The sequence below is a fragment of the Rhizobium sp. K102 genome (assembly GCF_022385315.1).
In the GTDB taxonomy this organism is placed as follows: domain Bacteria; phylum Pseudomonadota; class Alphaproteobacteria; order Rhizobiales; family Rhizobiaceae; genus Rhizobium; species Rhizobium croatiense.
Genome location: NZ_CP092438.1, coordinates 339,660 through 365,194 on the forward strand (window position 1 = coordinate 339,660; position 25,535 = coordinate 365,194).

Sequence of the window (25,535 nt, forward strand, 5' to 3'; positions counted from 1 at the left end):
GCCAAGCGAGGTCGTATGCAGTATTCGCTCGAACAGAATCATAACGATGCCATCATCTCCCTCGATCCGCGTATGCCGATGGCACCGGCAAGCATCGAACAAGCGGGACTGGATCCGTCGTTCCTGCTTCGGCTGGCGTCAAAATGTGCGGCCGAACAGGACACCACCACGGCATCTCATCTGGCCGACCGGATGAAACTGCCGAAAGTGATCGTCAATATCCTGATCAAGGAACTGGTGAAACTCGCCTACCTCGAGGCTCGCGGCTTGGCCGGTGAGGATGTCAGATCCGATGTTCGATATGCGCTGTCGATGAAGGGGTTCGAATATGCCCACGCGGCGTCGCGTCAATGCCAATATGTCGGACCGGCACCGGTGTCGCTGGACGCCTTCTGCCGGCAAATCGACTTGCAGTCCATCCATTCCGAGCGCGTGACCCCGGAGCGGCTGACCGAAAGCCTTGACGGGCTGGTGCTCTCAGACGCGCTTGTCGAAAAGCTCGGCCCGGCCCTCAACTCCGGGCGCTCGATCCTGCTTTACGGGCCACCCGGCAACGGAAAGACGAGCATTGCCGAGCGGACATCGCACCTGTTTCGCCAAACCATCTGGGTGCCGTATTCCATCGAGGTCGGCGGCCATGTCATCAGTTTCTATGATGAGGCAGTGCATCACCCCGTATCGGAGGCTGACACAGAATCCCGTCCCAAAGGCGATCGACGATGGATCGAATGCCGCCGTCCGGTGATCAAGACCGGCGGGGAATTGACCCTCGATCAGCTCGATCTCACCTTCAATGCGGGACCAAATGTCTATGAAGCGCCGATACACTTGAAGGCGTCCGGCGGCGTTTTCATCATCGACGACTTCGGGCGCCAACAGGTGGCGCCGCAGGCGCTCATCAATCGCTGGATTGTGCCGCTCGAGCGCGGCTATGACTTCCTGACGCTGCACACCGGCAAGAAGTTCAAGGTTCCCTTTGACGAACTGGTCGTATTTTCGACGAATATCGCACCGAAGGACCTTTCCGACGAGGCCGGCTTGCGGCGCCTCAAGTACAAGATCTTTGTGAACACTCCGTCGCGCGACGAATATATCAGAATTTTCAAATCCTATGCGAGCGGCACCGGATTGGCTGTCTGTGATCCGGACCTGCACCTGTTCTACGATCGCAAGTACAAAGACGATGTGCTAGCGTCTTGCTATCATCCGAAATATCTTTTGGATTTCGTGGGTTCTTACTGCGAATTCAACGGCATAGCGAGAATCGCGTCGCTCGATATGCTCGAACAGGCCTGGGAAGGTGTATTCACATCGGAATGATTGCGGACTTGGCGCCGAACACGGCGCCTAAATCGATCCCATTAACGACTTACGGGGGAATAAACGAATGACCAGCATCCCGAGCATCGAAGGCGAAGCAGGCGACGCGAGACCAAGCAATACGCGAGCAATTGAGCCGAGAACCTCCAGAAACCCGCTGCTCGTCGGTCTGCTCCTTATGCTCTTGCCTGTGAATGCTGGCGTTCTCATTTATACGGCCAAAAACTCAGCGGATGTTCGCGAGAGCCGTGAGATCATCTCCGCCCTCAAAAGGTCCATCGATGGCCTGAGAGGACAAATGGAAAAACAGTCGGACAAGATCGCGAGCAATGCCAAGGCCGACGAACTCGCCGCTATCCGTCAGGACATGGAAGGCCTGCAAAAGGCGATACTTTCGACGAATGAACGGATGCGCGACGACATAAGCGGTACACGCATGGGGTCAGCTTTGGTCCTGAGCGCACCCGGCAAGGAACCAGCACAATTTTTCGCACCCCGCGCCGTGCCAGTGGAGACTCAAAATCCAGACAGCACTCTTGCGTCCATCCGAGCAGAGGGCATTGCCGTCAATAACCTGCCGCGTTACGAACGCACACTCTCGCCGGAAGGACAGCTCATTCTTCGGAAGGCACGGTAGACACCGGCTTCAGCAAAATCTCCAAAGCAATCGGTGGTCGCCGCCGCGCCGATGCTCGCAATGCGGCAACGGCGCTCTTAAAGCTCTTTGTTCTTATGCATGTCGTTATCCCGGAACCGCTGCACACTTCCGAGCGACATGCATTGGCTTGATGCAGACTGCCAAATCGACGAAGGGCTATCCCCGCTGAGGGTGATTCACGCTGTTCTTCATCAATTCGAGATTACGGGCAGTGACTTCGTTCCCGGGATCAAGCTCGTAGGCTTTCAGGAAATACCGTCTGGCATTGCGCAAATCACCGCGTAATAGGTGAGAGTATCCGATATTGTTGTAGTAGACCGGGGTGTTGCCGATCATTCGCGAAAGCTGCTGGTAGGCGCGGTCGGACGTGTCGAAGCGGGCAACCATGTCGGCCGAGGCTGCCAAACCTAGCCAGGCGGCCGGATCCTCCGGAAAAACGTCAACCGCTCGCTTGTAGATGGCGTAGGATTTTCCGTAGTTCTTTTCCTGAAACTGCAGTTTCCCGTTGGTTATCAACTCGTCGTTCTTGTAGAAGGCGACGGCCGAGTCATCCTCAAGGGTCTTTGCACTATCGCCATAGGCAGCAAGACCATCAACGCCGGATGACTGGCAACCAGCCAAAATTGCTCCAGTCGCTATCAAAAACGCAATGCATTTAGTTCCAGCTCTGATCTGCAACATTCAACTTGATCCCCCATCAGACATTCTTTACCTGAGATTCGGATGCGCTCACCGAAAATCATCGTAAAAAAAAGCTAACAACTCCAGAATTTGAGCAAATAGTCGCAAAAAAACGACAGATGCGGTCTTCGCCGGCACGCGCAAAGGTGATACACGCCAACTATCCAAAGTTGGTATCATGTGCCCGGTGATTCTCAGAGTAGAAAATTAATCGACGTCACCTACCCTGTTCGTCAGGTCAAAGATGGGACGCCTATGCGGATCGCTATTTTCACGCTGATGCGACTTGGGCCATCACTGGCCTACGCGATAGCATCGATCTTCATCCTCAGCATGCTGCTCTTGGAAAGCTACCCCTCGAGTGCCTCCGCCTGGTGGCTGCATATGACAATTCTTCCTGTCATGCGCGAGCCGATCTATCTGCTTTTGGCGGTACCCGGCATTGGAATTTGGAGCGCCATGGTCCTGTTGATGCTTGCATCGATTTTCGGGATCCGGGTGGCCTTGCAGCCGCAACGACACCACCGGTCAGGATTTATCCATGCCCATATAGCGCTGATCGCGACCGGTCTGACCTTGGGGCGGGCAGCAGTTGCGCAAGCCGGTCTTTCCAACTTTGCGATCCCTCAGCTTCAGCGAGGCGACTGGTCGTTCCTGCCGCTATCCTACTCACCGCTCGGGACCTTCCTTTTTATATCCGTCTTCTTGGCCTGCATCTGCTGTCATTTAAGAATCATCAAGCGCACACTGTCCGCGTGATCGAAAAGGGTCGAACCGCCCCTGCTCAATAATAATCGGTAGAGTCTCGGCGTTCTCGCTTGTTCGTAAACATGAGACGCCTCATTCTTTTTCTTTGTAAATTCCGACATATATTAAATATCATGTACGTTCCGCAGATTGTCACGCGGGGATTAAGGTGTTGGCGATGGCAACCGCCAATCTTCACTTTGTTGTTTTTGCTGCTCTCAGCATGGGGCTTCGTCGCACCGTCGGCGTCTGACCGCGCGTCTGTCGTTCTCAAGGTGAACGGCGCCATTGGGCCCGCGATAGCTGACTACGTAAAACGAGGCATTCAGCGTGCTGGCGAACGCGGAGCGGTGTTGATCATTCTGCAAATGGACACACCGGGTGGCCTTGACAGCTCCATGCGGGAAATCATTCGCGCGATCCTTGCCTCGCCGGTGCCTGTCGCGAGCTTCGTCGCGCCAAGCGGGGCACGGGCTGCCAGCGCCGGCACCTATATTCTCTACGCAAGCCACATTGCGGTCATGGCGCCCGGGACCAATTTAGGTGCGGCGACACCAATCGCGCTCGGCGTAAAGCCTTTCGGCGATACGGAACCCGAAAAGAAGCCGAGCGAACCTGGTGGCAAGCAGGCAGAAGCTCCAGGCGATGCCCGCGAAGCAAAAGCCGTTAACGACGCAGTCGCTTACATCCGCGGGCTTGCGGAATTGCGCAATCGCAACGCCGACTGGGCGGAGCGTGCTGTCCGTGAAGCTGCGAGCCTTTCATCCACTGCGGCAGTGCGCGAACATGCCATCGATTTCACGGCAGTTGATGTCACCGATCTCCTTGCAAAGGCACAAGGGCACGTGGTGCGGGTCGGTCAAACGGAGGTCCGACTCGATACCGCCGGTTTGGCCGTGCAGGAATTCGAGCCTGACTGGCGCACGCGCCTGCTTTCCGTCATCACCGATCCGAACATCGCAATCATCCTGATGATGGTCGGCATCTATGGCCTGATCTTCGAATTTCTCGCACCTGGGACAATGCTTCCTGGCACGATCGGCGGCATCTGCCTTCTGCTTGGTCTCTATGCCCTGGCATTGCTGCCGGTGAGTTTTGCCGCCCTCGGGCTTATTTTCCTCGGCGTGGGATTGACTGTGGCTGAGGCGCACTCGCCAAGCTTCGGCGCTTTGGGCATCGGCGGCGGAGTAGCCGTGATCCTGGGAGCAACCATTTTGTTTGATCCCGATATACCCGGCCTGGAAGTGTCACGCCCCCTACTGGGCGCAATTGCATTTGCGATTCTAGCCTTTAGCCTTGTCGTTGCTCGCCTGGCATTCACCTCGCGCTTGCGCCAGGTTGCCACCGGTGCAGAGGAGATGATCGGCATTTCCGGTAAAGTCGAGAGTTGGACGGGGCTCACGGGGTACGTCATTGCGCATGGCGAACGCTGGAAGGCGGTTTCCGCCGAACCCCTTGTTGCTGGTGACCCTGTCCGCGTGATCGGCCGCAATGGGCTGGCGCTCGAAGTCGCCAGCCGTCCAAAGGACACTTAACGGCGCTCAGGAAGCAGGAGGAGGAGTCATGGATATGTTTGCAGATCTTGCCTTCTATTTGGTGGTCATTGTCATTGCGGTCGCCATCCTCGCATCCGCGGTTAAGATCCTGAGGGAATATGAGCGCGGCGTCGTGTTCACACTTGGCCGCTTTACCGGAGTCAAGGGACCCGGCTTGATTCTGCTCATCCCCTATGTCCAGCAGATGATCCGAGTCGACTTGCGCACGCGTGTACTCGATGTCCCCAGCCAGGACGTCATCTCCCATGACAATGTCTCGGTTCGTGTCAGCGCGGTGATCTATTTCAGGGTTATCGACCCCGAGAAGTCGACAATACAGGTCGAGGATTTCATGATGGCAACAAGCCAGCTTGCCCAGACGACATTGCGCTCCGTGCTCGGCAAACACGACCTCGATGAAATGCTCGCAGAACGTGACAGGCTCAACTCGGATATTCAGGAAATCCTTGACACTCAGACGGATGCTTGGGGAATTAAAGTAGCCACTGTCGAGATCAAACATGTTGACATCAACGAGTCGATGATTCGTGCGATTGCTCGCCAAGCGGAAGCCGAACGCGAACGCCGCGCAAAGGTTATCAATGCCGAGGGCGAACAGCAAGCTGCAGCCAAGCTACTGGAAGCTGCCGAAATTCTGGCCAAGCAGCCGGAGGCGATGCAGCTTCGTTACTTGAGCACGTTGAACGTCATCGCCGGCGAGAAGACTTCGACGATTTTATTTCCCTTCCCGATGGAGTTGGGCAATCTGATGGCCATTAAGCCGAAGTGATCGACCGAAGGGCATAGCCCGGGGTCTCATGCGCGCGCGGCGAACTTCAAGTGGGTTTCAGCCGGTCTTTCGGGCGCGACTTTGTGACACGATCGAACAGCGCGCCGCTCAGACGCTCGGCCCCCGTGTTCTCGTATTCGTCCAAGGAAAGATTACCAGGGTGGCACTCCGTTCGCAACGTTGCGAGATCAGCTCGAAGAGCAATTCGGCGCCGGTCTTGGAGGGCGGCACGAGCCCCGAAGCGAAGCTCAAGGGTGTCGCGGCCGAATGGGGGAGTTCAGCCAAAAGGGTATCATCAGCTTCGGCGTTTCATGGCAAGGACCGAACTCCTTAAAACTGTGCCGGCAAGATGGAATGATGTTTTCTTTTCACCTGTTGCTGATGCTCCAGGCAGCTAACCAATTCGGTGCCCATTTGAATCGCTGTCTCTGCGGTTCTGCTAATGCGACGAGGCGTGAGTCCAAATTTCCCACAAGGGTGAAGTTCCACAATTCTGCTTAGGCGATATGTTATAACAAAGCGACGCGTTGGATTATCCTTCCCCGGGATGATGATTGGCAATAGGACGCTTGAAATCGCGGATATGCGGACATCAACCATAGAGATATTCAAGAGCATAACCCGCACCGTAGACAGTACGAATCCTCAGATTACGGAGTCCTGCAAACGCTTTCCGCAGCCGGCCGATATGCACATCGACCGTCCGACTCTCCACTGCGTGCGGATCTGACCAGACGGCCTCAATGAGTTGCCCCCGGGTGCTGACTTGACCTTGCCTTTCCAAGAGGAAACGGAGAATTCTTACCTCCATAGGCGCAAGGGCTATTCTTTCCCCCCGACGACGACAGCGTGCGGCTCGAATATAAACTCGGCAGGGACGGCCAAACTTCGCCAGGTGACAGCCTCCGACCGCGGCTTTATTCCGCGCAAAAAGGCGAGAAGCTTCGACGGCGACAACGGACGCGTGATGCCTTCCTCGAGGCCCGACTTAATCAGTTGCAGGTGCTGTGCGCGCATATCCCCACCGATGAGCGCACCCACGGAAACCCGCGCGTCCTTCAACAGCGCACATAGAGACGCAATATCACTCGGCCAGCCCGCACAATCCAGGAGGACTGCAGAAATCTCTGCCGACGTGCAGGCCTCCACAACATCCCCTTCATTTGCACCGAGACGAGCCTCGAAGCCTTCGCTACGCAGAATATGCGCGAGCAGCAAAAAAAGCTCGGCGTCCTGCGAGCAAACCAGAACGACAGGTGTCACGTCGATTACCCCCTTTGTCGTTTGAAAAAACGCCACCCTCAACTCGGCGCGAACTCGCCGCCGTTGACATCGATGATAGCTCCATTGACGAACCCGGCGTCCTCCGATGCCAGAAACGCGATTACGGCAGCGACATCATCCGGAGAGCCGAGCCGACCGGCCGGAATGCGGGCGAGCGCCTGGATGTTTGTCTTGTTTTCGGAGGACCCCGTCAGTGGTGTGAGGATTCGCCCCGGCGCCACGACATTTGATGTGATGCCATAGGGGCCATATTGAGAGACCAGCACGCGGGAGAAGCCTGAAAGTGCGGCTTTTGACGCCACATAGCTCGGGCCGGCGATCCGTGGTCTTGTCCGGCCCGCAAGGGATCCAACCAATATAACGCGCCCATAACCTCTTTCCTTCATGGCGGGCAGAACGGCCCGACAACACAACATCGTGCCCGTCAGGTTGACGGCGAGCACGTCGTTCCACTCCTCAAGAGCAAGGTCGGAGACGTCTACGGGACCATCGGGACCTTTCGGTGATATCCCCGCGTTGCAGATGAGATTTCCGGGTGGCCCCCAGACATCCGCGACTTCGCCAAAAAACTGTGCGACTGCCGCCGGATCACGGAGATCGACCTGTCTCGCAATCGAGCGCTCTAGTCCGAAAGCCTCGGCAAGTGCTGCGCCGGCGGTCATGACGCTTTCCCGGCCGTGGCTGAAGACGGCAACCCGATAGCCGGCTTTGAGCAGGCGAAACGCGGTGGCAAGACCGATTCCGGTCGTGCCCCCGCTGATGACTGCAACGTGCGGGCTGCAGTCCGCGCTCATGCCGCTTGGTCCATTGCAGCAAACAGCGATAGCGGCGGATGGGCGCCAGGGTCTGTCATGACCTCGATCAACAGCGGCCCCTCTCCAGAAAGACCGCGCTCGAAGTATCTGGGAAGGTCGGCGGGATCGAAAATGCGGATTGCCGGGCAGCCGCAGGCTTCTGCAATTTTCCGATGGTCGACATCCGCAAGGCTGCACGCAGTCGTGAACTTGCCGAACTTGGCAGTTTCGGCGTCACGTTGAAACCCAAGGATGCCGTTGTTCAATACGATGATAAGGATGGGAAGCTTGCTTCGCACCATAGTCTCCAGCTCCGCCCAGCTATGCGCGAAGCCACCGTCCCCGACGATCGTAACGACCGGCTTGTCGGGCTCTGCCACTTTCGCGCCGAGCGCAAGCGGCAGACCCCACCCGAGACCAGCAAGGCCGCGCGGTAAGAGAAAGCGCATGCCGGGCGAAAGTGCCCGCAACTGTCCAGCGACCCACATCGAGGAATAGCTCGCATCGGCAACAACGGTCGTATCTGCCGTCATCAACTGTTGCAGCTCGGCCATGATCCGCTCGGGGCGGATCGGACGAGTGTCCGATCGGGCAACGGATTGCCGCTCCGTGTCAAACGAACGCCAGAATCCGGCGATCCGAGCAGTCAATTGATTGCGCTTCGATGCGCGGTAGGACAGATCGCGTCCGGCGAGTTCGCTTCGAAGCGCCCGAATAGTCTCGGCAGCATCGCCCGCCAACCTGACGGCCTCGTATGTTGTGGTCGTGCTTGACGAGTGCTCGGAACACGACGTGGAAGACGAGGCCGACCAACGCATATGCGATCGACCCCGCGGTGATGTAGAGGATGGTCGTCAGCATGATGTTGACGCCCATCGCCTCCATCGTCACGCCGGCGATCATCGCCGGGCGAGTGCAGGCGAGGAACAGGATGTCTTCTTCGAGGCTGGGAGCTGTTGCCATGAGGGTCAGCCTCCGACGATCGTGTTGACCAGTTCAGTGGCGCCGAAGATCCCGCCGATGCCGATGATCCAGAAGCCGGCGCGACGCAGGTCCATGTAGCCGAACATCCACGCAATGCAGATGATAATCACCGCGATCACCGCCAGAAGGCGGGCGATATTGCCGGTCAGCATCGTGACGATATTCTGCAGCACGGTTTCGACGCCGGCGGCCTGGGCGAAGGCCGGCTCGACCAGGCAGGCGACTATCGCGACCGCCATGAGAGTGGAGGCGGCCGTTGGGCGCAGTTGGGTCTTGGATATCATTCGTCAGGCTCCGATCGATCATTCTGAAAAACGAGAACCGAGGCGCGCCGCCCGGCGCTAAAAACATCCCAGGGCAAAGCTTCGGCGGTTGTGGAATTTTGCGTTTGAAGCGGGCGCGCCGCCTGGTCTTCCCGATGCGCGCCTGGGTCGGCCTGACGGGACGCATCCCCGATGGTCAGCGAGGCAAGCCCGGGCAACAGCCGCTTTGCCTCATCGCGCACCTGGACGTCGTACCTGACCATCGCGCCGACGGAAGGATTGCCGCGGCCGTAATAGGCTTGCAGCATCACCTTCTGCGCCTGCACCGCACTCGCGCCCTCGCGCAGTGCGAGGCGGTAATACCCGTCGAGAAGCTGTGCGGCGGCCTTGAGATTGAGGCACGGATCGAAGGCATCCGAGATTGACAGCTTCAGTTTCCGAAGCTCCTCGACGCCAAGACCGCCGAGACCGAGTTGAATGTCTTGGCCGTCGGCGATAAGAGACGTGGCAAGCTCGATCCCCTCCGCCTTGGTCGTCGGCTGCGCCGCCAGCGGAGGGCCGCTGTTGATGCGAATGGCAAAAGATTGAAACCGGCTCTCGAGACTGACGACGCCGGCCAGCGTCTCCACCTGAACCATCGGCGCGCAGCTCTGCGCCATATCCACGAAGGCCGCCATCGGTCAGTACCAGAACTCGCTGCGTGCCGGCGCCATCGATCGTCACATCGACGTAGTGCGGCTGCGACCGGACATTGGGACGGACGATCGGATAGGCCATGCAACCAGTGCGGCCGTCCTCACGCTGCCACCGCGGCGATTGAACCGAATTGTTTTCGGCACGATAGCCGCTCCGCCCGCTGTGGCAAAAAGCCTCGCTGACCCGCTGCAGCGATGTCGAGATGCAGGTCGCTTGTTCTCCACGCGGGCCATAGCTGCCTTCCAGCCTGTATCCTGCGTCGCAATAATAGGGCTCGTAGCCCGGTCGCGAGCTGCGAAAGCCGGCGCCGCTGCACGTCGGGAACGAATGACCCTCGGCAAGCTCCCGCCATAGTTTCTGGATCGGCGGCCGGCACTCGGCATACTGGGTCGCCCCGCCGGGATTCGAAAGGCAGAGGAGAACCTGGCATCCCCAATCATCGGCTCGCGCGTTGCTGTCCGAAATGAGATAGGGTGGTAACATGCAACCAATCGCAAGCAGGCCATTCAGCAGAAGGTTTTTCATGGGACGGACCCTCAGGCATCACAATGCAAGAGCGCGAACCGAGGACGTTACACGGTCAGCGTGTGAATATACTAACTTATATAACACAGTTAAATGACATGGCAAGAGCAATGAAGACGCAATGGCATAGCCTCGCCTTTTCAGGCCTCATTCTGCATGAGATCCTCGACCACCCGCTTGAAGATGAGACCCCACAGGCCCGGCTTAAGCAGGTCGGCATGATGACCATCATTTACAGCATGAACCAAGCTCACCAGAAGCTAACTCTTTCCAGCATAATGGAAGTTACGGCTTTGACACGCACAGGCGTCAAGGAGACGGTCGATCTTTTGGTGAAGCGAGGAATGCTGAACGAGACGATTGTGAAAAACTCGATGGGCCGTGGAACGGCACGCCAGTTCGAGATTTCGGAAGGGCTGTTGAAGAAGCTGAGCTCTTTTAATGAAAGCCGAGCGTCGGATTAAAATAGCTATTTTCAGCGAGTAATCGTGCAGCCGGCGAATCGCAGAAGATGTGGTGAGAAGGGGCTATCGTCACATCTGCAAGCATTCTGATTCTAAGCCTACTGACGAACAAGCAGATCCGTCCTGACCGGACCCGAAATGATGCTATGCCGGAAGATTCCACGGATTGACGAGTGCCACTCCCATTCCCTCCAATTCTTTCACTTTCGGGGCGACCAGCGTCAGGCATCGTTAGGCTAACAAGCGCCTCTTGCAGCGGCGGCAGGGTGGAGAGCCGAAGTGGGATCTCGACCGTCTCATCCGCGTCCGGCCTTCCAGACCGACCTTGAAGAGATGCTGGAAACCAGCCGGCACATGCGCGCGAACACCGGGTCTCCAGTGGTGCAGCACAAGCTGAAGCGGCTAATTCCAGCTCAGCTTTATCGGGTGCTTAAAACTGGAGCTACCGAGCCTCGCACCCTACCGATCGACGATTTGCTGTCGACGACGCTGCTCGGCGAACTCGGCGCTTGCGAATTATTTCGAAACCTATGCCGTGTATCTGTTGGAAACGGTGATCGGAAATAGACCGTCTGATGATGAAGGAGGCGTCCGGCATGAACACAAGCTTGGGTGACCCCAGGGTGCCCCCATTAGGCCGAGCAGGCTTGCGCGACTATATCGCCATTGCACGGCTCGATCACAGCACGAAGCACGTCTTCATCATTCCAGGCATCATCCTCGCCTATCTTCTGCGGGGGGTCAGAAACGACGACCTGATCTCCTCGATCCTGCTGGGACTTGTAGCCGCGCTCTGCATCGCATCCGCGAACTACTGTATTAACGAGTGGTTCGACCGCGAGTTTGACCGGCATCATCCGACGAAATCGCAGCGGTCAGCCGTGCAAAGCGCGATGAACAGTAGGCTGGTTCAACTGGAATGGGCCGTACTGCTCACTGTCGGCCTCGGCTGCGCCATCCTCTCGAGCAAACTTCTGTTCTTTGTCGCCTGCCTGTTTGCGATTCAGGGAATCCTCTACAATCTCGATCCGATCAGAAGCAAGGACAAAGCCTATCTCGACGTCATCTCAGAAGCGATCAATAATCCGATCCGTCTGGTGATCGGCTGGTCAATGATCGACCCAACGAGCCTGCCGCCAGGATCGATCATCCTGGCCTACTGGTTCGGCGGCGCGTTCCTTATGGCGGCCAAGCGCTTATCGGAATATGACGAGATTGTCGCCTCGCATGGCAAGGAGCTGCTGTCGCGCTACCGGGCGAGTTTCGCCCAGTATACGCAGGTCTCGCTGACCGCCTCCTGCATTGCCTATTCGCTGTTTTCGATTGCCTTTCTGTCGGTCTTCCTGGTCAAGTATCGCATCGAGTACATGCTCGTCCTGCCTTTCGTCATTGCCCTGTTCACAACCTATTTTGTGATGGCGACGAAACCGGGTTCTACGGCGCAGAAACCGGAAAAGCTGTTCCGAGAGCCTGGCCTGATCGCGATCGTCGCGGCCCTGGCGACGGCCTTCATCTTCACGACATTCATCGACATTCCGCTTCTGGTTACTCTGACCGAGCAGCACTACATCATCATCCAATGATCGCGAGGAATGTCGACTGGGGCAGTATCCACTTCGTCGTCTTCGACGTCGACGGAACGTTATACAACCAGCGCAGGCTGCGCCTTCGGATGGCCGGCGAATTGATTGCTGATGCGGTGGCGAGAGGTAGCCTTACCAATCTGCGCGTGCTGCACGCATACCGCTCACTGCGTGAAGCCATCGGCGAGGAGGAGGTTGACGATTTTCAGGCGAGCCTGATGGCTCGGATCGTCGCGCAAACCGGCGAGCCAGCCGGAAGGATAGAGGCGATCGTCAGCGAGTGGATCGGCCGCCGTCCGCTCGCCCATATCGCGTCCTGTCGGTATGATGGGCTGGCGGAATTATTTGCCGGCCTCAAACGGCAGAACAAGGCGATCGGGATCTATTCTGATTATCCTGCCGACGAGAAGCTGCAGAGGATGAACTTGTCGGCCGATTACATATTGGCCGCAAGCGATCCCGACGTCGGCATCCAGAAACCTCATCCACGCGGCCTGCATATGCTGATGCAGCGCGCCGGCGTCAGGCCGGCGCAAACCGTTCTGATAGGCGACAGACCCGAGCGGGATGGCGATGCGGCGCGCCGCGCCGGCGTCCTGGCGCTCATTCGCTCGGACGGGCCGCGGGAGGGCTGGCTGACCTTTTCGACCTATTCGGACCCTATATTCGCAGCGCTGTGGGCAGAGGAAGCGTCCAAATGATCTTGTCCAAGGCTATCCGCTATGTGTTCACCGGAAGTCTGGCTGCGTTCGTCGACCTGTCGGTGTTCCGTGGCCTGCTGGCGCTTAGCGCACCCCTCGGCCTTTCGGCGACATCGAGCTGGCTGATCGCGGCCGCCGTCAATTATAGCGCCACCAGCCGCTATGTCTTCAATCAGGCAATAAGCCGCAAGCGCGCTTCGCTGTTCCTGATCGGCGCGCTGCTCGGCCTGTCGATCAATGTCTCCGTGACGCTGATCCTCGTGCAACAGGTCGGGCTCTCGCCCTTGTGGGCAAAGCTTTTCGGCATCGGCACGGCCTTCGTCTTCAATTTCCTGATAAACCTTGTCTGGGTGTTCAGGTAGCATCAGCCAGACGATGCTCGGAATAAGAGAAGGTTCAGCGGAGCCTGACGATGACTCATAAAAGAGTTGAAGCTGGAGTAGTACACGACTATTGCATGGAATGCGCCCCAAGATAGTCTCTGGGCGGGGAAAAGGTCTGTTATGTTATCAAAAATTGAAATCGAGGCGGCGATTGAAGCCGCGCGACTCGAATCTCACGCAAACGTTGACCGATGTTTCGACGCTCTTCGAGAGAGGCTTTTGCCAGCACACAATCACGTCACGACCGGGGCCATAATCTACAAGGAACCTACCGAGGAGGATTGCCGAGACCCCCGAAACAAGTTCGGAAAGAACCTCAGCCCAGAGGGAGTGGAAGTGCTTTTTCGTTTGCTTGACGGCGGCGCGGGATACAACACCGCTAGCCGAAAAATGTCTGTAACACAAACGGCGGTCAAAAATCGAAAGAAGGACTGGGAAGCGGCAGGTGGATTAATGCGTGACCGACATTTCATCTCATATCTAGATAGAATCGCGTAGTAGAACAATGTTCCGGAAAGAATCAGTTGCGATCCGCTGGTTAATTCACCCTTGAAAGATTACTGGCATCCACCGAACTCACACTACGGCGCCACATGGCGATCGTTGATTTTGAACCCGGCAAGCCGATTTTAGGCTCCCCCGTGGCGAGCGCATCCAAAGGCGAGGCCGCCTGCCCGCCAGCAGGCCTTTTCTCGGACACTGCACAAATTTCGCGCAAGCATATGTCGCCGATTTCGAAAGCGGGTCCGCAACGCCCCTCCGAGATCAACAGGTTGGGACGCCTTGCTTCAAAGGTTGCGAGTTGGCGGCTAGGGTTCCGGCGTTCCTCTTTGGTAGCGTGCTGGTCCGAGAGCCACCACCGGCTGGGAGACGCCATCCGCCAGAAAACCCGCCGTCCAACAAGTGACCACCTTCGACGTCACCCCGTATGACCGCGCAGCATCGGCTTTGGAACAAGCGCCATCTCCTCTCGACACCGTGGTGTCAAACGGGCATTCTTGTGACTGTTCATTCGGTCCTCCGAGAATCATTGAAGCTTCACAACCTGAGCTTTCTCGGCCAGCACCGAATGGACAACCTCCTGAAAACTCACACCGAGCCCTGCATTTCGGTCTCACGGCTGGCGTTGGACACGACGTCAACCAATCTTGTCCGGAAACGGATAAAGAAGGCCAAGCAAGTTCCGTCTGCGACTGTGGCTTCGGCATTCATTCCGGTGCAGCTGGCTTGCCTGCTGCGTTTCGCCACCCGCCAGGAACAGGGCGAAACCATCAATTTCACAGTTTTCGCCTACATCGTAGCCTGACTGATCTGCTGCAATGAATGTCGGTTCTGTCTAGATGAGGTCGGTTTTAGATAAGCTGACGGTCGCAACCGAGGCGAGTGCAAACCGGGTGATCTGCTAGTCACATAAAGAAAGCGGCCCCAGAGCCGCATAGTCACAAAGGCGCGTTCAGCGTCGTTAGCTCTACGGCATTGGCATTACGACTTGGCCTCTCGGACAGGTCCTGTCGCGAAATCCATTCTAAAATTCAAAGGGAACGTCAGCACATAAACCTTGGAGGGATAAAGCATGTCGACTACGAACAGACTCCGCAGCATAGATCCGGCGGTATTCTGGCCGGCAATAGCAATAGCGGCCGGGTTCATCTCATGGGGAGCGGTGGCTCCGGAGAGCCTTGCCTCCGTCACCCAAGCTACGCTTTCGGCGATTATCGGCGATTTCGGATGGGGCTTTGTTGTCTCGACCGCGTTCTTCCTGATCTTTGCCGGGTTTCTGGCGATCAGCCGTTTCGGCAAGATCAGGCTTGGGGCCGATGACGAGCTTCCGGAATTCCGGACGGCTTCATGGGTCTGCATGATGTTCAGCGTCGGCATGGGCATCGGCCTGATGTTCTGGGGCGTTGCCGAGCCAGTTTTCCATTTTGGCGCACCCCCTCACGGTCTGGCGGTCGCGCAAACCCGGGAAGCTGCGCTAGTCGCAATGAAATATTCCTACTTTCATTGGGCGCTGCACCCTTGGGCGATCTATGCCATTGTCGGGCTGGCGATCGCGTACTTCACCTACCGCAAGGGCTTGCCTATCCTGATATCGAGCGCATTCACCCCTCTGCTCGGTAGCGCCGTCAACGGACCGATCGGCAAGGCGATCGATATTCTCGCCGTGATAGCCACGCTGTTCGGAACGGCGACATCGCTCGGCCTTGGCGCCCAACAGATCAACAGCGGCCTGCATTTTCTTTGGGGAATAGGTGAGGGGACGGGAATTGCCCTTACGATCATCGCGGTGTTGTCGGTGCTATTTATCCTTTCGGCAGTTTCCGGGGTGGGCAAGGGCGTTCAGCTCCTGAGTAACATGAACATGGTGATCGCGGCCGTGTTGCTACTGTTCCTAGCCATCATCGGGCCGACCATCTTCATCCTCAATACCTTCACCGAAGCACTTGGCGACTATCTATCCGATCTCGTCACCATGTCGTTCCGCACCGCCGCCTTCAGCGACGGCAAGTGGTTGGGCAGCTGGACGATCTTCTACTGGGCTTGGTGGGTTTCCTGGGCGCCTTTCGTAGGGGTCTTCATTGCACGCATCTCCAAGGGGCGGACGATCCGTGAATTCATCATCGGCGTTCTGCTCATTCCGAGCGGCGTGACCTTCCTCTGGTTCACGATCATGGGTGGGACGGCGCTACATTCCGAACTGATGGGGGCCGGCGGCCTCGTCGAGGCTGTCAACACGAAGGGGGCCGCCATATCGCTGTTTGCCCTGCTTGAACAATATCCCGCAACCGCGCTCACATCATTCGTCGCGATCTTCCTTGTCGCCATCTTCTTTATCTCCGGCGCGGATGCCGCCTCGATAGTGATGGGCATGCTCTCGTCTCGCGGCACGCTTGAGCCCGCACGCGGCATCGTCGTGCTGTGGGGTGGCCTCGCCGGAGCGTCGGCCTGTGTGTTGCTGGTGATGGGAGGCTTGCAGGGCTTGCAGACCGCGTCGATTATCGCGGCAGCACCCTTCCTCGTCGTCATGGTCGGACTATGCGCGTCGCTATGGACGGCTCTGTTGGACGACCTCGAAGACCGGCCTGAGCCACTCTCTCCCCTTTCAGAAGGTCCGCAATTGGCCACACCGGCTGTTGAATAGATCACGAGTCTCTCCATCCAGCGCCAATGAACCGCACCTGGAGGTGAATTTTTTCAGGTGCGGCTTTGGCGTAGGCTGGTGCCGAGCCGGCGTGCCGCGGACCTGCCCGAGCGCCTCAGCCGGGGTTCGTTAAGATGTGCCCAGCAGTCCCTTACGACCAGAAGAGGCCGTCTCGACCTCGAGTTGCGCGCTGTAGGTTCCTGATCCCCACGACTACCTCGTCATCCTCCTGCATGGTGTAAAGCCCGGATACATACCTGACAGATGTTCGGAGACATGCCTGACACTCTCGAGATGTTTTTTCGGGAGGTCTGCATGGTTTGGCGGTCGAGGTCAGTTGTGGATGAGCGTTTGGAATTCTGCCGGTTGGCGGGGCTCGAAGGTGCGAATGTCTCGGCGCTTTGCCAGCGCTTCGGCATCAGCCGGCAGACAGGCTATGTCTGGCTGCAGCGCCTGCGGGCAGGCGAGCCGGTGGAGGACCGCTCCCGCCGTCCGCATGCGAGCCCGCGGCGCACCGCCGTCGACCTTCTGATGGCTAGCTGTTTAGTCCCGGCATTTGCTGGAGCGGATCGAGGGTAAAACGTTCGGGCTGTGAAGCCCATGCCTTGCAGATGAACTCGTAGGGTTTGAGGGTCTTGAGGGTCTTGAGGGTCTTGAGGGCTCGCTTACAATCGAACAGGTCGGCTGAGCCGCCTCTGATCAGTCTTGGCGACTGCTGCCCGATCTCCGACGGCGGACGTATTGGAGTGGAGAGCGGGCGTAAATTTCATCACCAAATGGTGCTATCTATAACGCCATAATCAGGGAACCAACAATGCGATTGACTATCAATCTCGACGACACCCTCATCGAAAGGGCTAGGTCCCTCACCGGCACGAAAGAAACCGCAACTCTGGTCCGCCAAGCGCTGGAGACGCTTGTCCGTCTGGAGTCGGATAAACGCCTCATCGCGCTGGGCGGAACTATGCCGGATGCGGAGGCAGCCCCACGCCGCCGGAGCGCAGCTCGCAAGTGATACTTGCCGACACTTCCATCTGGATCGATCATATCAGGTATGCCGATTCAGAGCTGCGGAGGATTATCGAGGACGATCGTCTCTTATGCCATCCAGCCGTAATCGGAGAGCTCGCACTTGGCAGCTTTCGGGATCGCGATAACGTGATAGCTTTCCTGGCGGCCCAGCGCGAAGCGTTTGTCGCGACGCACGACGAAGTCATGATGATGATTGATCGCCACGCCCTTTTCAGCATGGGCATTGGCTACACAGATGCCCACTTGATGGCCTCAGTTCTCCTCGATCAGCGAGCGGCCTTATGGACCAGAGACAAGCGTCTGCGGGCAGCGGCCGAAATGGCGGGAGCTTCACTGCACCCCCTACCAACGCGCGAAACTAAATGCTGTGTCGAAGCGCTCATGCTGGACGAGAGTCGCTTGAGCGCAGAGTTCCGATCGATCCATTATGCGATCTTTTTGGCCAAGAACGGTACATTCTATTTCCAAGCGCGACATGCCAGAAAAAACAATGGCTTCCCTTTGGAGATTTTGGAATGTCCCGATGCTATTTGCAACTGACCCTCGCCGATCGCCGTCGCCTGCACCAGCTTGTCGAACGCAAGGTGCCGGTCAATGAGATGGCGCGCCAGCTCGGCCGGCACCGCTCGACGATCTATCGCGAGATCAGGCGCAATACATTCCATGATCGCGAGCTTCCCGAATATAGCGGCTACTTCTCGACGGTTGCCAACGACATCGCCAAGGACCGGCGGCAGCGCCTGAGGAAGCTCAGACGGCATCCGCAATTGCGCGACCTGATCGTCGACAGATTGCAGGCCTCCTGGTCGCCCGAGCAGATCGCCGGCCGTTTATGGGCGGACGGCCTCAGCCTCGTTCGGATTTGCGCCGAGACGATCTATCGCTTCGTCTATTCCAAGGAGGACTATGGGTTGGGCCTCTATCGCTACCTGCCCGAGGCACGCCGCAAACGCCGTCCCCGCGGCTCCAGGAAACCACGCGACCGCGTGTTTCCTGAGGTATGCAAGATATCGCAACGACCTGATTTTATTGATGATCGATCGCAATTCGGCCATTGGGAGGGCGACCTGTTGATCTTCCGGCGGGATCTGGGGCCCGCCAACGTCACCTCACTGGTCGAGCGCAAAAGCCGCTACACCGTCATGGTCAAGAACCAGAGCCGGCACTCGCAACCGATCATGGACAAGATCATCAAAGCATTCTCTCCCTTGCCGGCATTCGCACGCCAGAGCTTCACCTTCGACCGCGGCACGGAGTTTGCCGGATTCAGGGCTTTGGAAGACGGCATCGGCGCACGCAGCTGGTTCTGCGATCCCAGCGCACCGTGGCAGAAAGGCGCGGTGGAAAACACCAACAAACGCATCCGCCGCTTCATGCCGGGCGAGACGGACCTGACGGCCGTCTCGCAGCAGGACCTGATCCAGCTCGCTCGTCAGCTCAACGATCAGCCTCGCAAGTGCCTCGGCTATCGAGCGCCGGCCGAAGTCTTCCTCACGCATTTGCAAGACGGGGCATGATCCCCTACCCTCAAAAACGGCATGATGCGCTTGGGGTAAATTCTCCAGAACACGAACATCCTAGCAACAAGCCGTCCGCCGCGCTCGTGAAGAATGGCTCCGTTAGGGACAACAGGGCCTGGACGCCATGATGATGCACCGGATCGAGCTTTATCAGAGGACGATGGAAGCGGACTCGATGATCCAAGCGGCTAAGCGCGTCATGCTGTCGGTTCTGGCCAGGGTGCCATATTATTTGGAGCTCCCTGGACCTATTTCTGCCAGCACCCTGGTGCCCAGCAGGTATCGAAGGGAGTTGCGTGCGGGAGGGCCTCGCGAAATCTTCAGGGCCACGCTTGCATCAGCCGTTTCGAGAATCTAGCCCGGCGTGCATTTCTGGTCCCCGAGGCCAGAAGATATTGTCGATATATTTCTGCTTGGCCCAATTGTTTCCGCTTTCGACGGAGATCTTCGTGCCCGCTCCGGCCTTTTCAATCCTGGCGGAGACGATGTAATTTCCCTCGTAGATATTGAGCAAGTCCACTTGGCAATATCCCTGGTCTTCGCGCAGTTGGCCTGTGGCGCCCTTGAAGAGGTCCGTCATAATGCCGCGTCGCGGCCGGCGGTCCCGGTCACACGTTGACCACTATGCTCTAGGTGTTTTGAACATTGCCGTCATGACGCAATGGCTTGCGCCAGTTCGGTCATGCTTCTAGACGGTCACGAAAGTGGGCATTTGAAAACATCGCACGGCCGAGCCAGCGGTTGCGCTACTTCTATGTCGTACCACGCAGAGGAGACTGTGCTTCATGACAACCATAATGGTACTGCCGACAAGATCCCGTCCCGCAGAACTTGGGTAATGCACGGGCCAAGATGATCGTCAAAGATGTCTTCAGCCAGATTGCTGAGGTAGCAATGGCCGGCGCGGAACAGCAAGAGAGAGTGAGAGAGAGAACCAATCACGCTTGATAATAGTTGATAAACGGCATATCTTGTCTCCGTCAAAACCGATGGAGAGCAGAATGATTAGTGCCGATCTGGGAAAGCAGCTCGAAACCTATATCCAGCAACTTGTCGACACAGGTCGCTATGGCTCGAAAAGCGAAGTTCTCCGCGAAGGTGTTCGACTGGTTCAGGACAGGGAGACCCGGCTTGCCGCACTGGATGCTTCCATCATGCGCGGCATTGCCGATGCCGAGGCGGGCCGGACTAAGCCGGCGAGCGATGTCTTCGACCGGCTCGAGGCAAAGTACAGTGTGATGGTTGATCAGGCCGAAAAATCGGCATGATCCTTGAATTTTCCGACGAGGCGGAGAACGATCTTGAGCAGATCGCCGATTACATCGCGTGGGACAATCCACGCCGTGCCCTTTCATTCGTCCGGGAGCTCCGCAGCAAGTGCGGAGACCTCGTCGACAATCCCAACGGTTTCGCCCTCGTTCCCCGCTACGAGCACCATAGTATCCGCCGACGGGTTCATGGCAACTATCTGATCTTCTACCGCGTCGAGAACGCGAAGGTGATCATCATCCATGTCCTGCACGGCGCGACGGACTATGGCGCAATCCTGTTCGGCGAGTAATTTAATGGGTTGATCTGAGGCGACCTCGCGCACTAAAGCCGAGCTAAGCGGCTACCCTCGTCTCAGTGTCATCGCGCGGATCAGCCATTCCACAATCATGCAGTTGAAGGGATCTGAACCGGCGGTGCCTTAACTCAGATAAACTAAGCGCCTGATAAACCGAAATTCACGGCATGCGCATTGATTGCGCCATTCGGCAGTCTCTGCTCTGAGAGACTGCGACAGCATCGAAATAGCCGGCGTCCGTACTCGGTGAGTTCGCCGGCGGCCTTCAATCGCGGTAGCATGATGACGATCGCGCCGCCGGCTGGGTTATGACGCAGGGCGCACGTATCCCTGGGCTAATCTGCGATCTTCTGCCAAACGGAGACATGTCGATCGCTGACCTTTGTGAATGGCTCCTTTTTCCATCCGCCCCATCGGTCTTTGAGTTTCAAGCCGGCCAGCCGCGCCATAAGATCGAACTCCGCTGGCCAAGCATAACGAAACGGGACCGAGAAGTGCCTATAGCTTCCGTCCCGGAACCAGATGTGATGAGACGAGAAGTTCTGCTTTACCACGTCGTACTCGTCGACGCCCCAATGCGCTTCGGAGCGGTCGAACGCCAGGATCGTCTCGCCGAGCGGAAGCCGCTGAAGCGGCGGTACGCCAACCTCTACCAGGAAGTGCCCACCAGTTTCCAGATGCGCGGCCGCGTTCAAAAAGCAAGCGACCTGAGCTTCCTGCGACGTCACGTTATTGATCGTGTTGAAGGCCAGATAAACGAGGGAAAAGCGCCGCTCGACACGGGTGGTGGCCATGTCGCCGATCACAACCGGAATTTCCGCGCCGCCCTCCTTGGCGCGAAGGCGAGACACCATCGCTCTCGAAAGCTCGATGCCTTCCACCTGTACCCCTTTCCGCGCGAGAGGAAGCGCCAGGCGGCCGGTGCCGATCGCGAACTCCAGGACGCGCCCGCCTCCTGCAAACTCGGCCAGGAGATTGACGGCCGGATCAACTAGCTCCGGGGCCGAGATGCCACCATCGTCGTCATAGGTTGCTGCAACCTCTTCGTCAAAAAACCCGTCGTTGTGCATTTGCTTACCTCTCTGATGTTGGCATTGCTTCACGTATTTCCATCACCTTGCCCGCCACCTCGCGAACATCACATCCAATTGCGCTCGCGATCGCGCCACCTCACGGATCTCATGGCGCGCGACGCCTATGTCCGCCAGATCACGCTCCGATAGCCACTGTAGTGCCTGTTCCGTTTCGCGCCGTTGCCACCAGCGAAGGACGACGGGCGCTCCAAACCGCAAAGCTGCCAGCTTCGTCAGAAGGCTTGGAGCAATACGATCCGAAATTTCAGCTTGTCGGAGTTCGAATGTCATAACTTACGTCCAAGTTGTTCAGCGGTGATATCAATCTAGTGAAATGCCCTCCGACGTGTTATCGGCAGTCTGTCAAATTATGTCTGTGAGACGCCATGATTGCCCGCGACAACCTGACCAACGTTCATCTACCGGAAGACCGGTTTGGAGATTATCCGCACACAGCTGTGGCTCAGGGTGGAGCAGAGCCCGCCGGGCGAACCTATTCTTTCCACGCGCACCACCGCGCGCAGCTTTTCCAGATCGTGCGTGGTTCGCTTAGGCTGGAGACCGAGCGAGGCTACTTCATCGTTCCGCCTGAACGTGCCGTATTCGTTCCGTCCGCCGTCCTCCACGAAGTGACATACCTGCAGGAGACGGAGCGCAGCTACCTTTTCTTTCGTCCCGACGCGGTCGTGAACCTGCCCTCCCAGGTCTCCGTGATCAGTACGACACCGCTCCTGCGCGAACTGATCCTGGCGTTTCTGGAGATACCTCGTGCGGACGCCGGCAGTGCCCGTGCCGAACGGCTCGTCGCCGTCATTCTCGACCAGCTTGAGACGAGTCCAGTCGCGCCGCTGTCCCTTCCCTCGCCTGCATCCGAACGCCTCCGGAGCATCGCTTCAGACATCCGGAACGAACCGGGTGCCGATTGGCCACTCGATGGACTTGCGTCACGTGCGGCCATGTCCCCCCGCAGCTTTCAGCGCCATTTCCAATCTGAGACAGGCATGAGTTTCCGCGCCTGGCGGCAGCATGCGAAACTCCTCAAAGCAGTGGAGTGGCTCGCCGCCGGCCGAGGCGTCGGCGATATCGCCTTTTCGCTTGGCTACTCGGGCCCCAGCGCCTTCATCGCGGTGTTCAGGACGGCCTTCGGTGTATCTCCCGGGCAATATTTCCAGACGGAAACCACAAACGAAGCGCACCAGTTGTCGAGCAGGTGATGTATTCCCGCAATTCTAACCAAGCTGCCGACGACCATTTCGGCCGAACTCCAAACTGAAGACAAAAGCCGCACAGTCGGATGCGAATAGACCTTCGCCTTGAAGGGATATGAACCGGCGACGCCCAATTCAAATCTGAGATTGTTCTACCTGCAACACGCTTGCAATCGATACCGGCTCAATGGACAAGGCATCGCGGCACGTTCACCGTTCAAATCGCTCAAGCATTTTTCTTAACTGCGCGTTTTGCAGCTTTAGCTTTCTTGCCAGTTGATCCCTGAGCACCCTGATCTCTTCATCGAGGTTCATCTCGTCTGCAGTGTCATTAACTTGGGAAGAATTCGCAACCGCTACCGCTTCCTTGCCACGTCTCCTTTGCTTGCGCGGTGCCACCTCGACAGCTCGCTTGATCTTGGCTTGTGCAGCGGTGACGGCGATGCCAGTACCGCCGGATAAAGCGGGATCAGTAGGCCCTACAATCTTGGCGGCTCCGCGCGCGACCTCATCGCGGCCACTGTTTACGGCTTCTTCGGATTGCACAGGCTCTACGGAGATTGCACCGTCTTGACCGTGACGAGGTAGCTCCTCGGTTGCCGGTCGGTCAGCGCTAATCAGGCTCTCCTCGCCAGCCGTTTCAGTCGGACCGGAAATAGGCAACGCCTCCGGCGTAACCTTCTCGGTCGAACCGCTTTCTCTCTTCTGTTCGCGTCCCGGTGAGATCAGTCGCGCAAGAAGTTTCCAGGGAGACGCCATCTATCCGACCTCGCGCTTTATCCCGCAAGCAGGCAGTGGATGTTGGTTCAGCAACAGCATTCACCGTTGCCAAATTGCATGCCTCGATAAGCATGGAAATACGGCCGGCGGTTGACCAGCTACTTTATCAATCGAGCTTGAGCCGTTTGCGCAGATCGGCATTTTCAGCGCGAAGTTTTTCAGCCAGAAGCTTGCGCAGCCGCTGATTTTCCGCTTCCAACTGCAAAAGGTCTGCCATTTCATCGATCGCGGTCATTGGCCCGGCCGTCTCTGCCTTCACGGCCTTTTGAGCACGGCGCACAGATGCGCGTTTGGCGCTCGCCGTAGCTTCGATCACCTTCGCCTTGCGCCCTCTCCTCTTCACACCGCCGGCGCCACCCGGAGCAGCCGCTGGCTCTGCCGTAGCGTCAGCTGACGTGGTCTCGAGTGCCGCGGCTTTCTTGGCGCGGGGTTTGCGCTGTTTCTTGGGCGCAATGGGCGTTTCGCCAACGGTCGGTCCATCGGCATTGGTTATCGTAGCGGTCTCGTCGGCCATGATTATCTCCTGTTTATCTGACGCAGTTGTCGACGCCACGAGAGGCGGTGTCAACAACGGCTTGGCCTGATCTGCTTTTGGTAAAGACATGTCGCTGTCGGATGTGCCATCCTGAGGGCTACCCGACAGAAACGGCATTGTCTCTTTCTCCAGGTCGCGAGCGACGGACTTTAGAGCCACGTTGCCCCAGATCGAGTTTGACCTGGTATCTAGTTTTCGCCTGCCGCTTTTGTACTCGACGGCGAAACTGCGTTGCACTTTTTTCAATATAGGAGGCCTTGGAGAATCCACGGGATGGTTTGGTGATGTGCTGGTACATCACGAATAGTGCCTACCGGACTACCAGTCTATACCACCGTCATATCCGATCCACCGCAGCCCGGGGCAGAATATGTGGCCAATCTAATAGGGGCTGAGGGCGGTCTATACGCTCAAAGCTCTTGAAAGGGAGCGGCGGCCAGTAGCTCGTCCCGAGGTATTTTCAAAGGGTCCCGACGATCCATTATGCGATCTTCTTGGCCCAGAACGCGAACATCCTCGAAACAAGCCGTGCATGGCGCTCGTGAAGAAGGGCTCCCTCGCCCTGCCCCGCAATGGTAGGGTGCGCGTTGGTCCTGAAGCTGGATCCCACCACCCGCCAGCGTGTCCACATTCGATCACCCGTTGGCTTCATCGCCTCCACCAAGTTAGCCCCTGCCACTCTCCAGTCTAGCCTTCACAGCTCATCCGTCTCAAGCGAACAGCCTTCGAGATCGTTTTCGTCAAAAACCAACTCAGCTGCTGCATAAGGAGGGCCGATAAACCAGCCTGCCGCATTTGCTTGCTCATAGATGTGTTCGGCACACTCAAGATGAGCACGGATCGAGACTTTATCTTCGACGCGATCGCCGAGCGTGTGGGCGTGGCGACGGCCGGTCCATGGGCGATAACGCTCGAGTGAACGGATGCCGATCGGCCCCGCGGAACTCGCTCGTGGGACCAGGGCGTTGGACTATCACATTTGCGCGCTGCGCCCCCTGGCAGCGATCGCAAAAATTGCTGCGGAACATGGGGAGCCTCTCCACTCGAAGTGTTTTGATGGCTTCAAGCGCCTCGCCTCAATGACCCACGAAGCGCTCGAAGATCCGGATCAGTTCGAAAAGATCGCCGGGCTACGTCAGGCACCGAGTTCTCAAGAATCGAGTTATTCGGCGGCTCTTAAGCTCGATGCGCTTTCGATATTCTGAGTGGGGCCTTCAATCGTCCTTGAATTCCTCACCTCCGGATGATCGGTCCCCCTTGAGCGATGCCG

The 25,535-nt window shown here is 57.6% G+C and carries 30 protein-coding genes and 5 pseudogenes; 19 read left to right on the forward strand and 16 right to left on the reverse strand.

Features of this window, described 5'->3' with window-relative positions; translation table 11 throughout:
• Nucleotides 1-15: 15 nt before the first annotated feature.
• The gene (locus MHI61_RS32200) at nt 16-1,320 is read left to right on the forward strand and encodes an AAA family ATPase (RefSeq protein WP_239793514.1); all 1,305 of its coding nucleotides are present in this window, start codon (nt 16-18) and stop codon (nt 1,318-1,320) included.
• 67 nt (nt 1,321-1,387) lie between these two features.
• Nucleotides 1,388-1,957, forward strand: a complete 570-nt coding sequence (locus MHI61_RS32205) for a hypothetical protein (protein ID WP_239793515.1) — start codon at nt 1,388-1,390, stop codon at nt 1,955-1,957.
• A gap of 177 nt (nt 1,958-2,134) precedes the next feature.
• On the opposite strand, the gene MHI61_RS32210 is transcribed toward MHI61_RS32205, so the two are convergent.
• Nucleotides 2,135-2,659 carry a tetratricopeptide repeat protein gene (locus MHI61_RS32210; RefSeq protein ID WP_097584199.1) on the reverse strand — a complete coding sequence of 175 codons (525 nt, stop codon included), beginning with the start codon at nt 2,657-2,659 and terminating at the stop codon, nt 2,135-2,137.
• Between the two features lie 255 nt (nt 2,660-2,914).
• On the opposite strand from MHI61_RS32210, the gene MHI61_RS32215 reads away from it, so the two are divergent.
• The 3 genes from MHI61_RS32215 (at nt 2,915) to MHI61_RS32225 (ending at nt 5,731) form a co-directional block, all read left to right on the forward strand.
• Nucleotides 2,915-3,418 carry a hypothetical protein gene (locus MHI61_RS32215; protein ID WP_239793516.1) on the forward strand — a complete coding sequence of 168 codons (504 nt, stop codon included), beginning with the start codon at nt 2,915-2,917 and terminating at the stop codon, nt 3,416-3,418.
• 122 nt (nt 3,419-3,540) lie between these two features.
• The gene (locus tag MHI61_RS32220; protein ID WP_239793517.1) at nt 3,541-4,941 is read left to right on the forward strand and encodes a nodulation protein NfeD; all 1,401 of its coding nucleotides are present in this window, start codon (nt 3,541-3,543) and stop codon (nt 4,939-4,941) included.
• A 28-nt stretch (nt 4,942-4,969) separates the two neighbouring features.
• Nucleotides 4,970-5,731, forward strand: a complete 762-nt coding sequence (locus MHI61_RS32225; protein ID WP_239793518.1) for a slipin family protein — start codon at nt 4,970-4,972, stop codon at nt 5,729-5,731.
• An 85-nt stretch (nt 5,732-5,816) separates the two neighbouring features.
• On the opposite strand, the pseudogene MHI61_RS32230 reads toward MHI61_RS32225, so the two are convergent.
• From MHI61_RS32230 to MHI61_RS32270, 9 genes and pseudogenes are all read right to left on the reverse strand, one after another.
• A pseudogene (locus MHI61_RS32230) lies at nt 5,817-5,968 on the reverse strand (AAA family ATPase); the annotation flags it as partial.
• A 355-nt stretch (nt 5,969-6,323) separates the two neighbouring features.
• Nucleotides 6,324-6,542, reverse strand: coding sequence for a helix-turn-helix domain-containing protein (locus tag MHI61_RS32235; RefSeq protein WP_239793519.1), 219 nt, complete (start codon nt 6,540-6,542; stop codon nt 6,324-6,326).
• 11 nt (nt 6,543-6,553) lie between these two features.
• Nucleotides 6,554-6,994, reverse strand: coding sequence for a hypothetical protein (locus tag MHI61_RS32240; RefSeq protein ID WP_239793520.1), 441 nt, complete (start codon nt 6,992-6,994; stop codon nt 6,554-6,556).
• Between the two features lie 38 nt (nt 6,995-7,032).
• Entirely contained in the window at nt 7,033-7,809 is a 777-nt protein-coding gene (gene fabG, locus MHI61_RS32245) for a 3-oxoacyl-ACP reductase FabG (protein WP_239793521.1), read from the reverse strand.
• A complete protein-coding gene (locus MHI61_RS32250; protein ID WP_239793522.1) occupies nt 7,806-8,363 on the reverse strand; it encodes a thiamine pyrophosphate-dependent enzyme in 558 nt (185 codons plus the stop codon). The genes fabG and MHI61_RS32250 overlap by 4 nt, the downstream gene beginning before the upstream one ends.
• A gap of 58 nt (nt 8,364-8,421) precedes the next feature.
• The gene (locus MHI61_RS32255) at nt 8,422-8,772 is read right to left on the reverse strand and encodes a VirB3 family type IV secretion system protein (protein ID WP_239793523.1); all 351 of its coding nucleotides are present in this window, start codon (nt 8,770-8,772) and stop codon (nt 8,422-8,424) included.
• Between the two features lie 5 nt (nt 8,773-8,777).
• On the reverse strand, nt 8,778-9,077 hold the full coding sequence (locus tag MHI61_RS32260) for a TrbC/VirB2 family protein (protein WP_239793524.1): 300 nt from the start codon (nt 9,075-9,077) through the stop codon (nt 8,778-8,780).
• Nucleotides 9,074-9,733 (reverse strand): transglycosylase SLT domain-containing protein, encoded by a 660-nt coding sequence (locus MHI61_RS32265; protein WP_239793525.1) that lies wholly within the window; start codon nt 9,731-9,733, stop codon nt 9,074-9,076. Before MHI61_RS32265 ends, MHI61_RS32260 begins: the two co-directional genes overlap by 4 nt.
• Before the next feature lie 13 nt (nt 9,734-9,746).
• A pseudogene (locus MHI61_RS32270) lies at nt 9,747-10,277 on the reverse strand (hypothetical protein); the annotation flags it as partial.
• A 98-nt stretch (nt 10,278-10,375) separates the two neighbouring features.
• On the opposite strand from MHI61_RS32270, the gene MHI61_RS32275 reads away from it, so the two are divergent.
• The 7 genes and pseudogenes from MHI61_RS32275 to MHI61_RS32305 all read left to right on the forward strand — a co-directional run.
• On the forward strand, nt 10,376-10,741 hold the full coding sequence (locus MHI61_RS32275) for a MarR family transcriptional regulator (protein ID WP_239793526.1): 366 nt from the start codon (nt 10,376-10,378) through the stop codon (nt 10,739-10,741).
• A gap of 596 nt (nt 10,742-11,337) precedes the next feature.
• Nucleotides 11,338-12,324 (forward strand): UbiA prenyltransferase family protein, encoded by a 987-nt coding sequence (locus tag MHI61_RS32280; RefSeq protein ID WP_239793527.1) that lies wholly within the window; start codon nt 11,338-11,340, stop codon nt 12,322-12,324.
• Nucleotides 12,321-13,025, forward strand: coding sequence for an HAD family hydrolase (locus MHI61_RS32285; RefSeq protein ID WP_239793528.1), 705 nt, complete (start codon nt 12,321-12,323; stop codon nt 13,023-13,025). Before MHI61_RS32280 ends, MHI61_RS32285 begins: the two co-directional genes overlap by 4 nt.
• Nucleotides 13,022-13,387, forward strand: a complete 366-nt coding sequence (locus MHI61_RS32290) for a GtrA family protein (RefSeq protein ID WP_239793529.1) — start codon at nt 13,022-13,024, stop codon at nt 13,385-13,387. The genes MHI61_RS32285 and MHI61_RS32290 overlap by 4 nt, the downstream gene beginning before the upstream one ends.
• 1,051 nt (nt 13,388-14,438) lie before the next feature.
• Complete coding sequence (locus MHI61_RS32295) at nt 14,439-14,714, forward strand: hypothetical protein (protein WP_239793530.1); 276 nt, start codon at nt 14,439-14,441, stop codon at nt 14,712-14,714.
• 267 nt (nt 14,715-14,981) lie between these two features.
• Nucleotides 14,982-16,550, forward strand: coding sequence for a BCCT family transporter (locus MHI61_RS32300; RefSeq protein ID WP_239793531.1), 1,569 nt, complete (start codon nt 14,982-14,984; stop codon nt 16,548-16,550).
• A gap of 315 nt (nt 16,551-16,865) precedes the next feature.
• Nucleotides 16,866-17,069, forward strand: a pseudogene (locus MHI61_RS32305) (helix-turn-helix domain-containing protein); the annotation flags it as partial.
• 16 nt (nt 17,070-17,085) lie between these two features.
• On the opposite strand, the pseudogene MHI61_RS32310 reads toward MHI61_RS32305, so the two are convergent.
• Nucleotides 17,086-17,205, reverse strand: a pseudogene (locus tag MHI61_RS32310) (IS481 family transposase); the annotation flags it as partial.
• Nucleotides 17,206-17,364: 159 nt separating this feature from the next.
• Here MHI61_RS32310 and MHI61_RS32315 point away from each other — a divergent pair.
• From MHI61_RS32315 to MHI61_RS32325, 3 genes and pseudogenes are all read left to right on the forward strand, one after another.
• Entirely contained in the window at nt 17,365-17,565 is a 201-nt protein-coding gene (locus MHI61_RS32315; protein ID WP_239793532.1) for a type II toxin-antitoxin system VapB family antitoxin, read from the forward strand.
• Nucleotides 17,562-17,921 (forward strand): annotated as a pseudogene (locus MHI61_RS32320) (type II toxin-antitoxin system VapC family toxin); the annotation flags it as partial. The gene MHI61_RS32315 and the pseudogene MHI61_RS32320, both read left to right, overlap by 4 nt.
• A 176-nt stretch (nt 17,922-18,097) precedes the next feature.
• A complete protein-coding gene (locus MHI61_RS32325) occupies nt 18,098-19,099 on the forward strand; it encodes an IS30 family transposase (RefSeq protein WP_239793533.1) in 1,002 nt (333 codons plus the stop codon).
• 340 nt (nt 19,100-19,439) lie between these two features.
• On the opposite strand, the gene MHI61_RS32330 is transcribed toward MHI61_RS32325, so the two are convergent.
• Entirely contained in the window at nt 19,440-19,682 is a 243-nt protein-coding gene (locus MHI61_RS32330; protein WP_239793534.1) for a hypothetical protein, read from the reverse strand.
• Nucleotides 19,683-20,103: 421 nt separating this feature from the next.
• On the opposite strand from MHI61_RS32330, the gene MHI61_RS32335 reads away from it, so the two are divergent.
• Both MHI61_RS32335 and MHI61_RS32340 read left to right on the forward strand, forming a co-directional pair.
• Nucleotides 20,104-20,370, forward strand: coding sequence for a type II toxin-antitoxin system ParD family antitoxin (locus tag MHI61_RS32335; RefSeq protein ID WP_077994576.1), 267 nt, complete (start codon nt 20,104-20,106; stop codon nt 20,368-20,370).
• Nucleotides 20,367-20,663: a type II toxin-antitoxin system RelE/ParE family toxin gene (locus tag MHI61_RS32340; protein ID WP_239793535.1), complete on the forward strand. Its 297-nt coding sequence runs from the start codon at nt 20,367-20,369 to the stop codon at nt 20,661-20,663. Before MHI61_RS32335 ends, MHI61_RS32340 begins: the two co-directional genes overlap by 4 nt.
• Before the next feature lie 341 nt (nt 20,664-21,004).
• On the opposite strand, the gene MHI61_RS32345 is transcribed toward MHI61_RS32340, so the two are convergent.
• Nucleotides 21,005-21,739 carry a class I SAM-dependent methyltransferase gene (locus MHI61_RS32345; RefSeq protein ID WP_239793536.1) on the reverse strand — a complete coding sequence of 245 codons (735 nt, stop codon included), beginning with the start codon at nt 21,737-21,739 and terminating at the stop codon, nt 21,005-21,007.
• 42 nt (nt 21,740-21,781) lie between these two features.
• Nucleotides 21,782-22,033, reverse strand: a complete 252-nt coding sequence (locus MHI61_RS32350; RefSeq protein ID WP_239793537.1) for a DUF1127 domain-containing protein — start codon at nt 22,031-22,033, stop codon at nt 21,782-21,784.
• Nucleotides 22,034-22,128: 95 nt separating this feature from the next.
• On the opposite strand from MHI61_RS32350, the gene MHI61_RS32355 reads away from it, so the two are divergent.
• The gene (locus tag MHI61_RS32355) at nt 22,129-22,956 is read left to right on the forward strand and encodes a helix-turn-helix transcriptional regulator (protein ID WP_239793538.1); all 828 of its coding nucleotides are present in this window, start codon (nt 22,129-22,131) and stop codon (nt 22,954-22,956) included.
• Nucleotides 22,957-23,160: 204 nt separating this feature from the next.
• Here MHI61_RS32355 and MHI61_RS32360 read toward each other — a convergent pair whose 3' ends face one another.
• Both MHI61_RS32360 and MHI61_RS32365 read right to left on the reverse strand, forming a co-directional pair.
• A complete protein-coding gene (locus MHI61_RS32360) occupies nt 23,161-23,709 on the reverse strand; it encodes a hypothetical protein (RefSeq protein ID WP_239793539.1) in 549 nt (182 codons plus the stop codon).
• A 127-nt stretch (nt 23,710-23,836) separates the two neighbouring features.
• Nucleotides 23,837-24,511 carry a transcriptional regulator gene (locus MHI61_RS32365; protein WP_239793540.1) on the reverse strand — a complete coding sequence of 225 codons (675 nt, stop codon included), beginning with the start codon at nt 24,509-24,511 and terminating at the stop codon, nt 23,837-23,839.
• Nucleotides 24,512-25,188: 677 nt separating this feature from the next.
• Between MHI61_RS32365 and MHI61_RS32370 the strand changes: the two genes are divergently transcribed.
• The gene (locus tag MHI61_RS32370; protein WP_275593100.1) at nt 25,189-25,470 is read left to right on the forward strand and encodes an alginate lyase family protein; all 282 of its coding nucleotides are present in this window, start codon (nt 25,189-25,191) and stop codon (nt 25,468-25,470) included.
• The last annotated feature ends 65 nt before the right edge of the window (nt 25,471-25,535 follow it).

Excerpts from the sequence above, each read along its gene's own strand:
- MHI61_RS32205 (WP_239793515.1), top strand. The coding sequence starts at position 1,388 with ATGACCAGCATCCCGAGCATCGAAGGCGAAGCAGGCGACGCGAGACCA.
- fabG (WP_239793521.1), bottom strand. The coding sequence starts at position 7,809 with ATGAGCGCGGACTGCAGCCCGCACGTTGCAGTCATCAGCGGGGGCACG.
- MHI61_RS32300 (WP_239793531.1), top strand. The coding sequence starts at position 14,982 with ATGTCGACTACGAACAGACTCCGCAGCATAGATCCGGCGGTATTCTGG.
- MHI61_RS32280 (WP_239793527.1), top strand. The coding sequence starts at position 11,338 with ATGAACACAAGCTTGGGTGACCCCAGGGTGCCCCCATTAGGCCGAGCA.
- MHI61_RS32210 (WP_097584199.1), bottom strand. The coding sequence starts at position 2,659 with ATGTTGCAGATCAGAGCTGGAACTAAATGCATTGCGTTTTTGATAGCG.
- MHI61_RS32255 (WP_239793523.1), bottom strand. The coding sequence starts at position 8,772 with ATGGCAACAGCTCCCAGCCTCGAAGAAGACATCCTGTTCCTCGCCTGC.
- MHI61_RS32200 (WP_239793514.1), top strand. The coding sequence starts at position 16 with ATGCAGTATTCGCTCGAACAGAATCATAACGATGCCATCATCTCCCTC.
- MHI61_RS32315 (WP_239793532.1), top strand. The coding sequence starts at position 17,365 with ATGCGATTGACTATCAATCTCGACGACACCCTCATCGAAAGGGCTAGG.
- MHI61_RS32235 (WP_239793519.1), bottom strand. The coding sequence starts at position 6,542 with ATGGAGGTAAGAATTCTCCGTTTCCTCTTGGAAAGGCAAGGTCAAGTC.
- MHI61_RS32345 (WP_239793536.1), bottom strand. The coding sequence starts at position 21,739 with ATGCACAACGACGGGTTTTTTGACGAAGAGGTTGCAGCAACCTATGAC.
- MHI61_RS32250 (WP_239793522.1), bottom strand. The coding sequence starts at position 8,363 with ATGGCCGAGCTGCAACAGTTGATGACGGCAGATACGACCGTTGTTGCC.
- MHI61_RS32225 (WP_239793518.1), top strand. The coding sequence starts at position 4,970 with ATGGATATGTTTGCAGATCTTGCCTTCTATTTGGTGGTCATTGTCATT.
- MHI61_RS32370 (WP_275593100.1), top strand. The coding sequence starts at position 25,189 with ATGCCGATCGGCCCCGCGGAACTCGCTCGTGGGACCAGGGCGTTGGAC.
- MHI61_RS32265 (WP_239793525.1), bottom strand. The coding sequence starts at position 9,733 with ATGGCGGCCTTCGTGGATATGGCGCAGAGCTGCGCGCCGATGGTTCAG.
- MHI61_RS32220 (WP_239793517.1), top strand. The coding sequence starts at position 3,541 with ATGTACGTTCCGCAGATTGTCACGCGGGGATTAAGGTGTTGGCGATGG.
- MHI61_RS32350 (WP_239793537.1), bottom strand. The coding sequence starts at position 22,033 with ATGACATTCGAACTCCGACAAGCTGAAATTTCGGATCGTATTGCTCCA.
- MHI61_RS32290 (WP_239793529.1), top strand. The coding sequence starts at position 13,022 with ATGATCTTGTCCAAGGCTATCCGCTATGTGTTCACCGGAAGTCTGGCT.
- MHI61_RS32285 (WP_239793528.1), top strand. The coding sequence starts at position 12,321 with ATGATCGCGAGGAATGTCGACTGGGGCAGTATCCACTTCGTCGTCTTC.
- MHI61_RS32325 (WP_239793533.1), top strand. The coding sequence starts at position 18,098 with ATGTCCCGATGCTATTTGCAACTGACCCTCGCCGATCGCCGTCGCCTG.
- MHI61_RS32275 (WP_239793526.1), top strand. The coding sequence starts at position 10,376 with ATGGCAAGAGCAATGAAGACGCAATGGCATAGCCTCGCCTTTTCAGGC.
- MHI61_RS32335 (WP_077994576.1), top strand. The coding sequence starts at position 20,104 with ATGATTAGTGCCGATCTGGGAAAGCAGCTCGAAACCTATATCCAGCAA.
- MHI61_RS32330 (WP_239793534.1), bottom strand. The coding sequence starts at position 19,682 with ATGACGGACCTCTTCAAGGGCGCCACAGGCCAACTGCGCGAAGACCAG.
- MHI61_RS32360 (WP_239793539.1), bottom strand. The coding sequence starts at position 23,709 with ATGGCGTCTCCCTGGAAACTTCTTGCGCGACTGATCTCACCGGGACGC.
- MHI61_RS32340 (WP_239793535.1), top strand. The coding sequence starts at position 20,367 with ATGATCCTTGAATTTTCCGACGAGGCGGAGAACGATCTTGAGCAGATC.
- MHI61_RS32355 (WP_239793538.1), top strand. The coding sequence starts at position 22,129 with ATGATTGCCCGCGACAACCTGACCAACGTTCATCTACCGGAAGACCGG.
- MHI61_RS32260 (WP_239793524.1), bottom strand. The coding sequence starts at position 9,077 with ATGATATCCAAGACCCAACTGCGCCCAACGGCCGCCTCCACTCTCATG.
- MHI61_RS32215 (WP_239793516.1), top strand. The coding sequence starts at position 2,915 with ATGCGGATCGCTATTTTCACGCTGATGCGACTTGGGCCATCACTGGCC.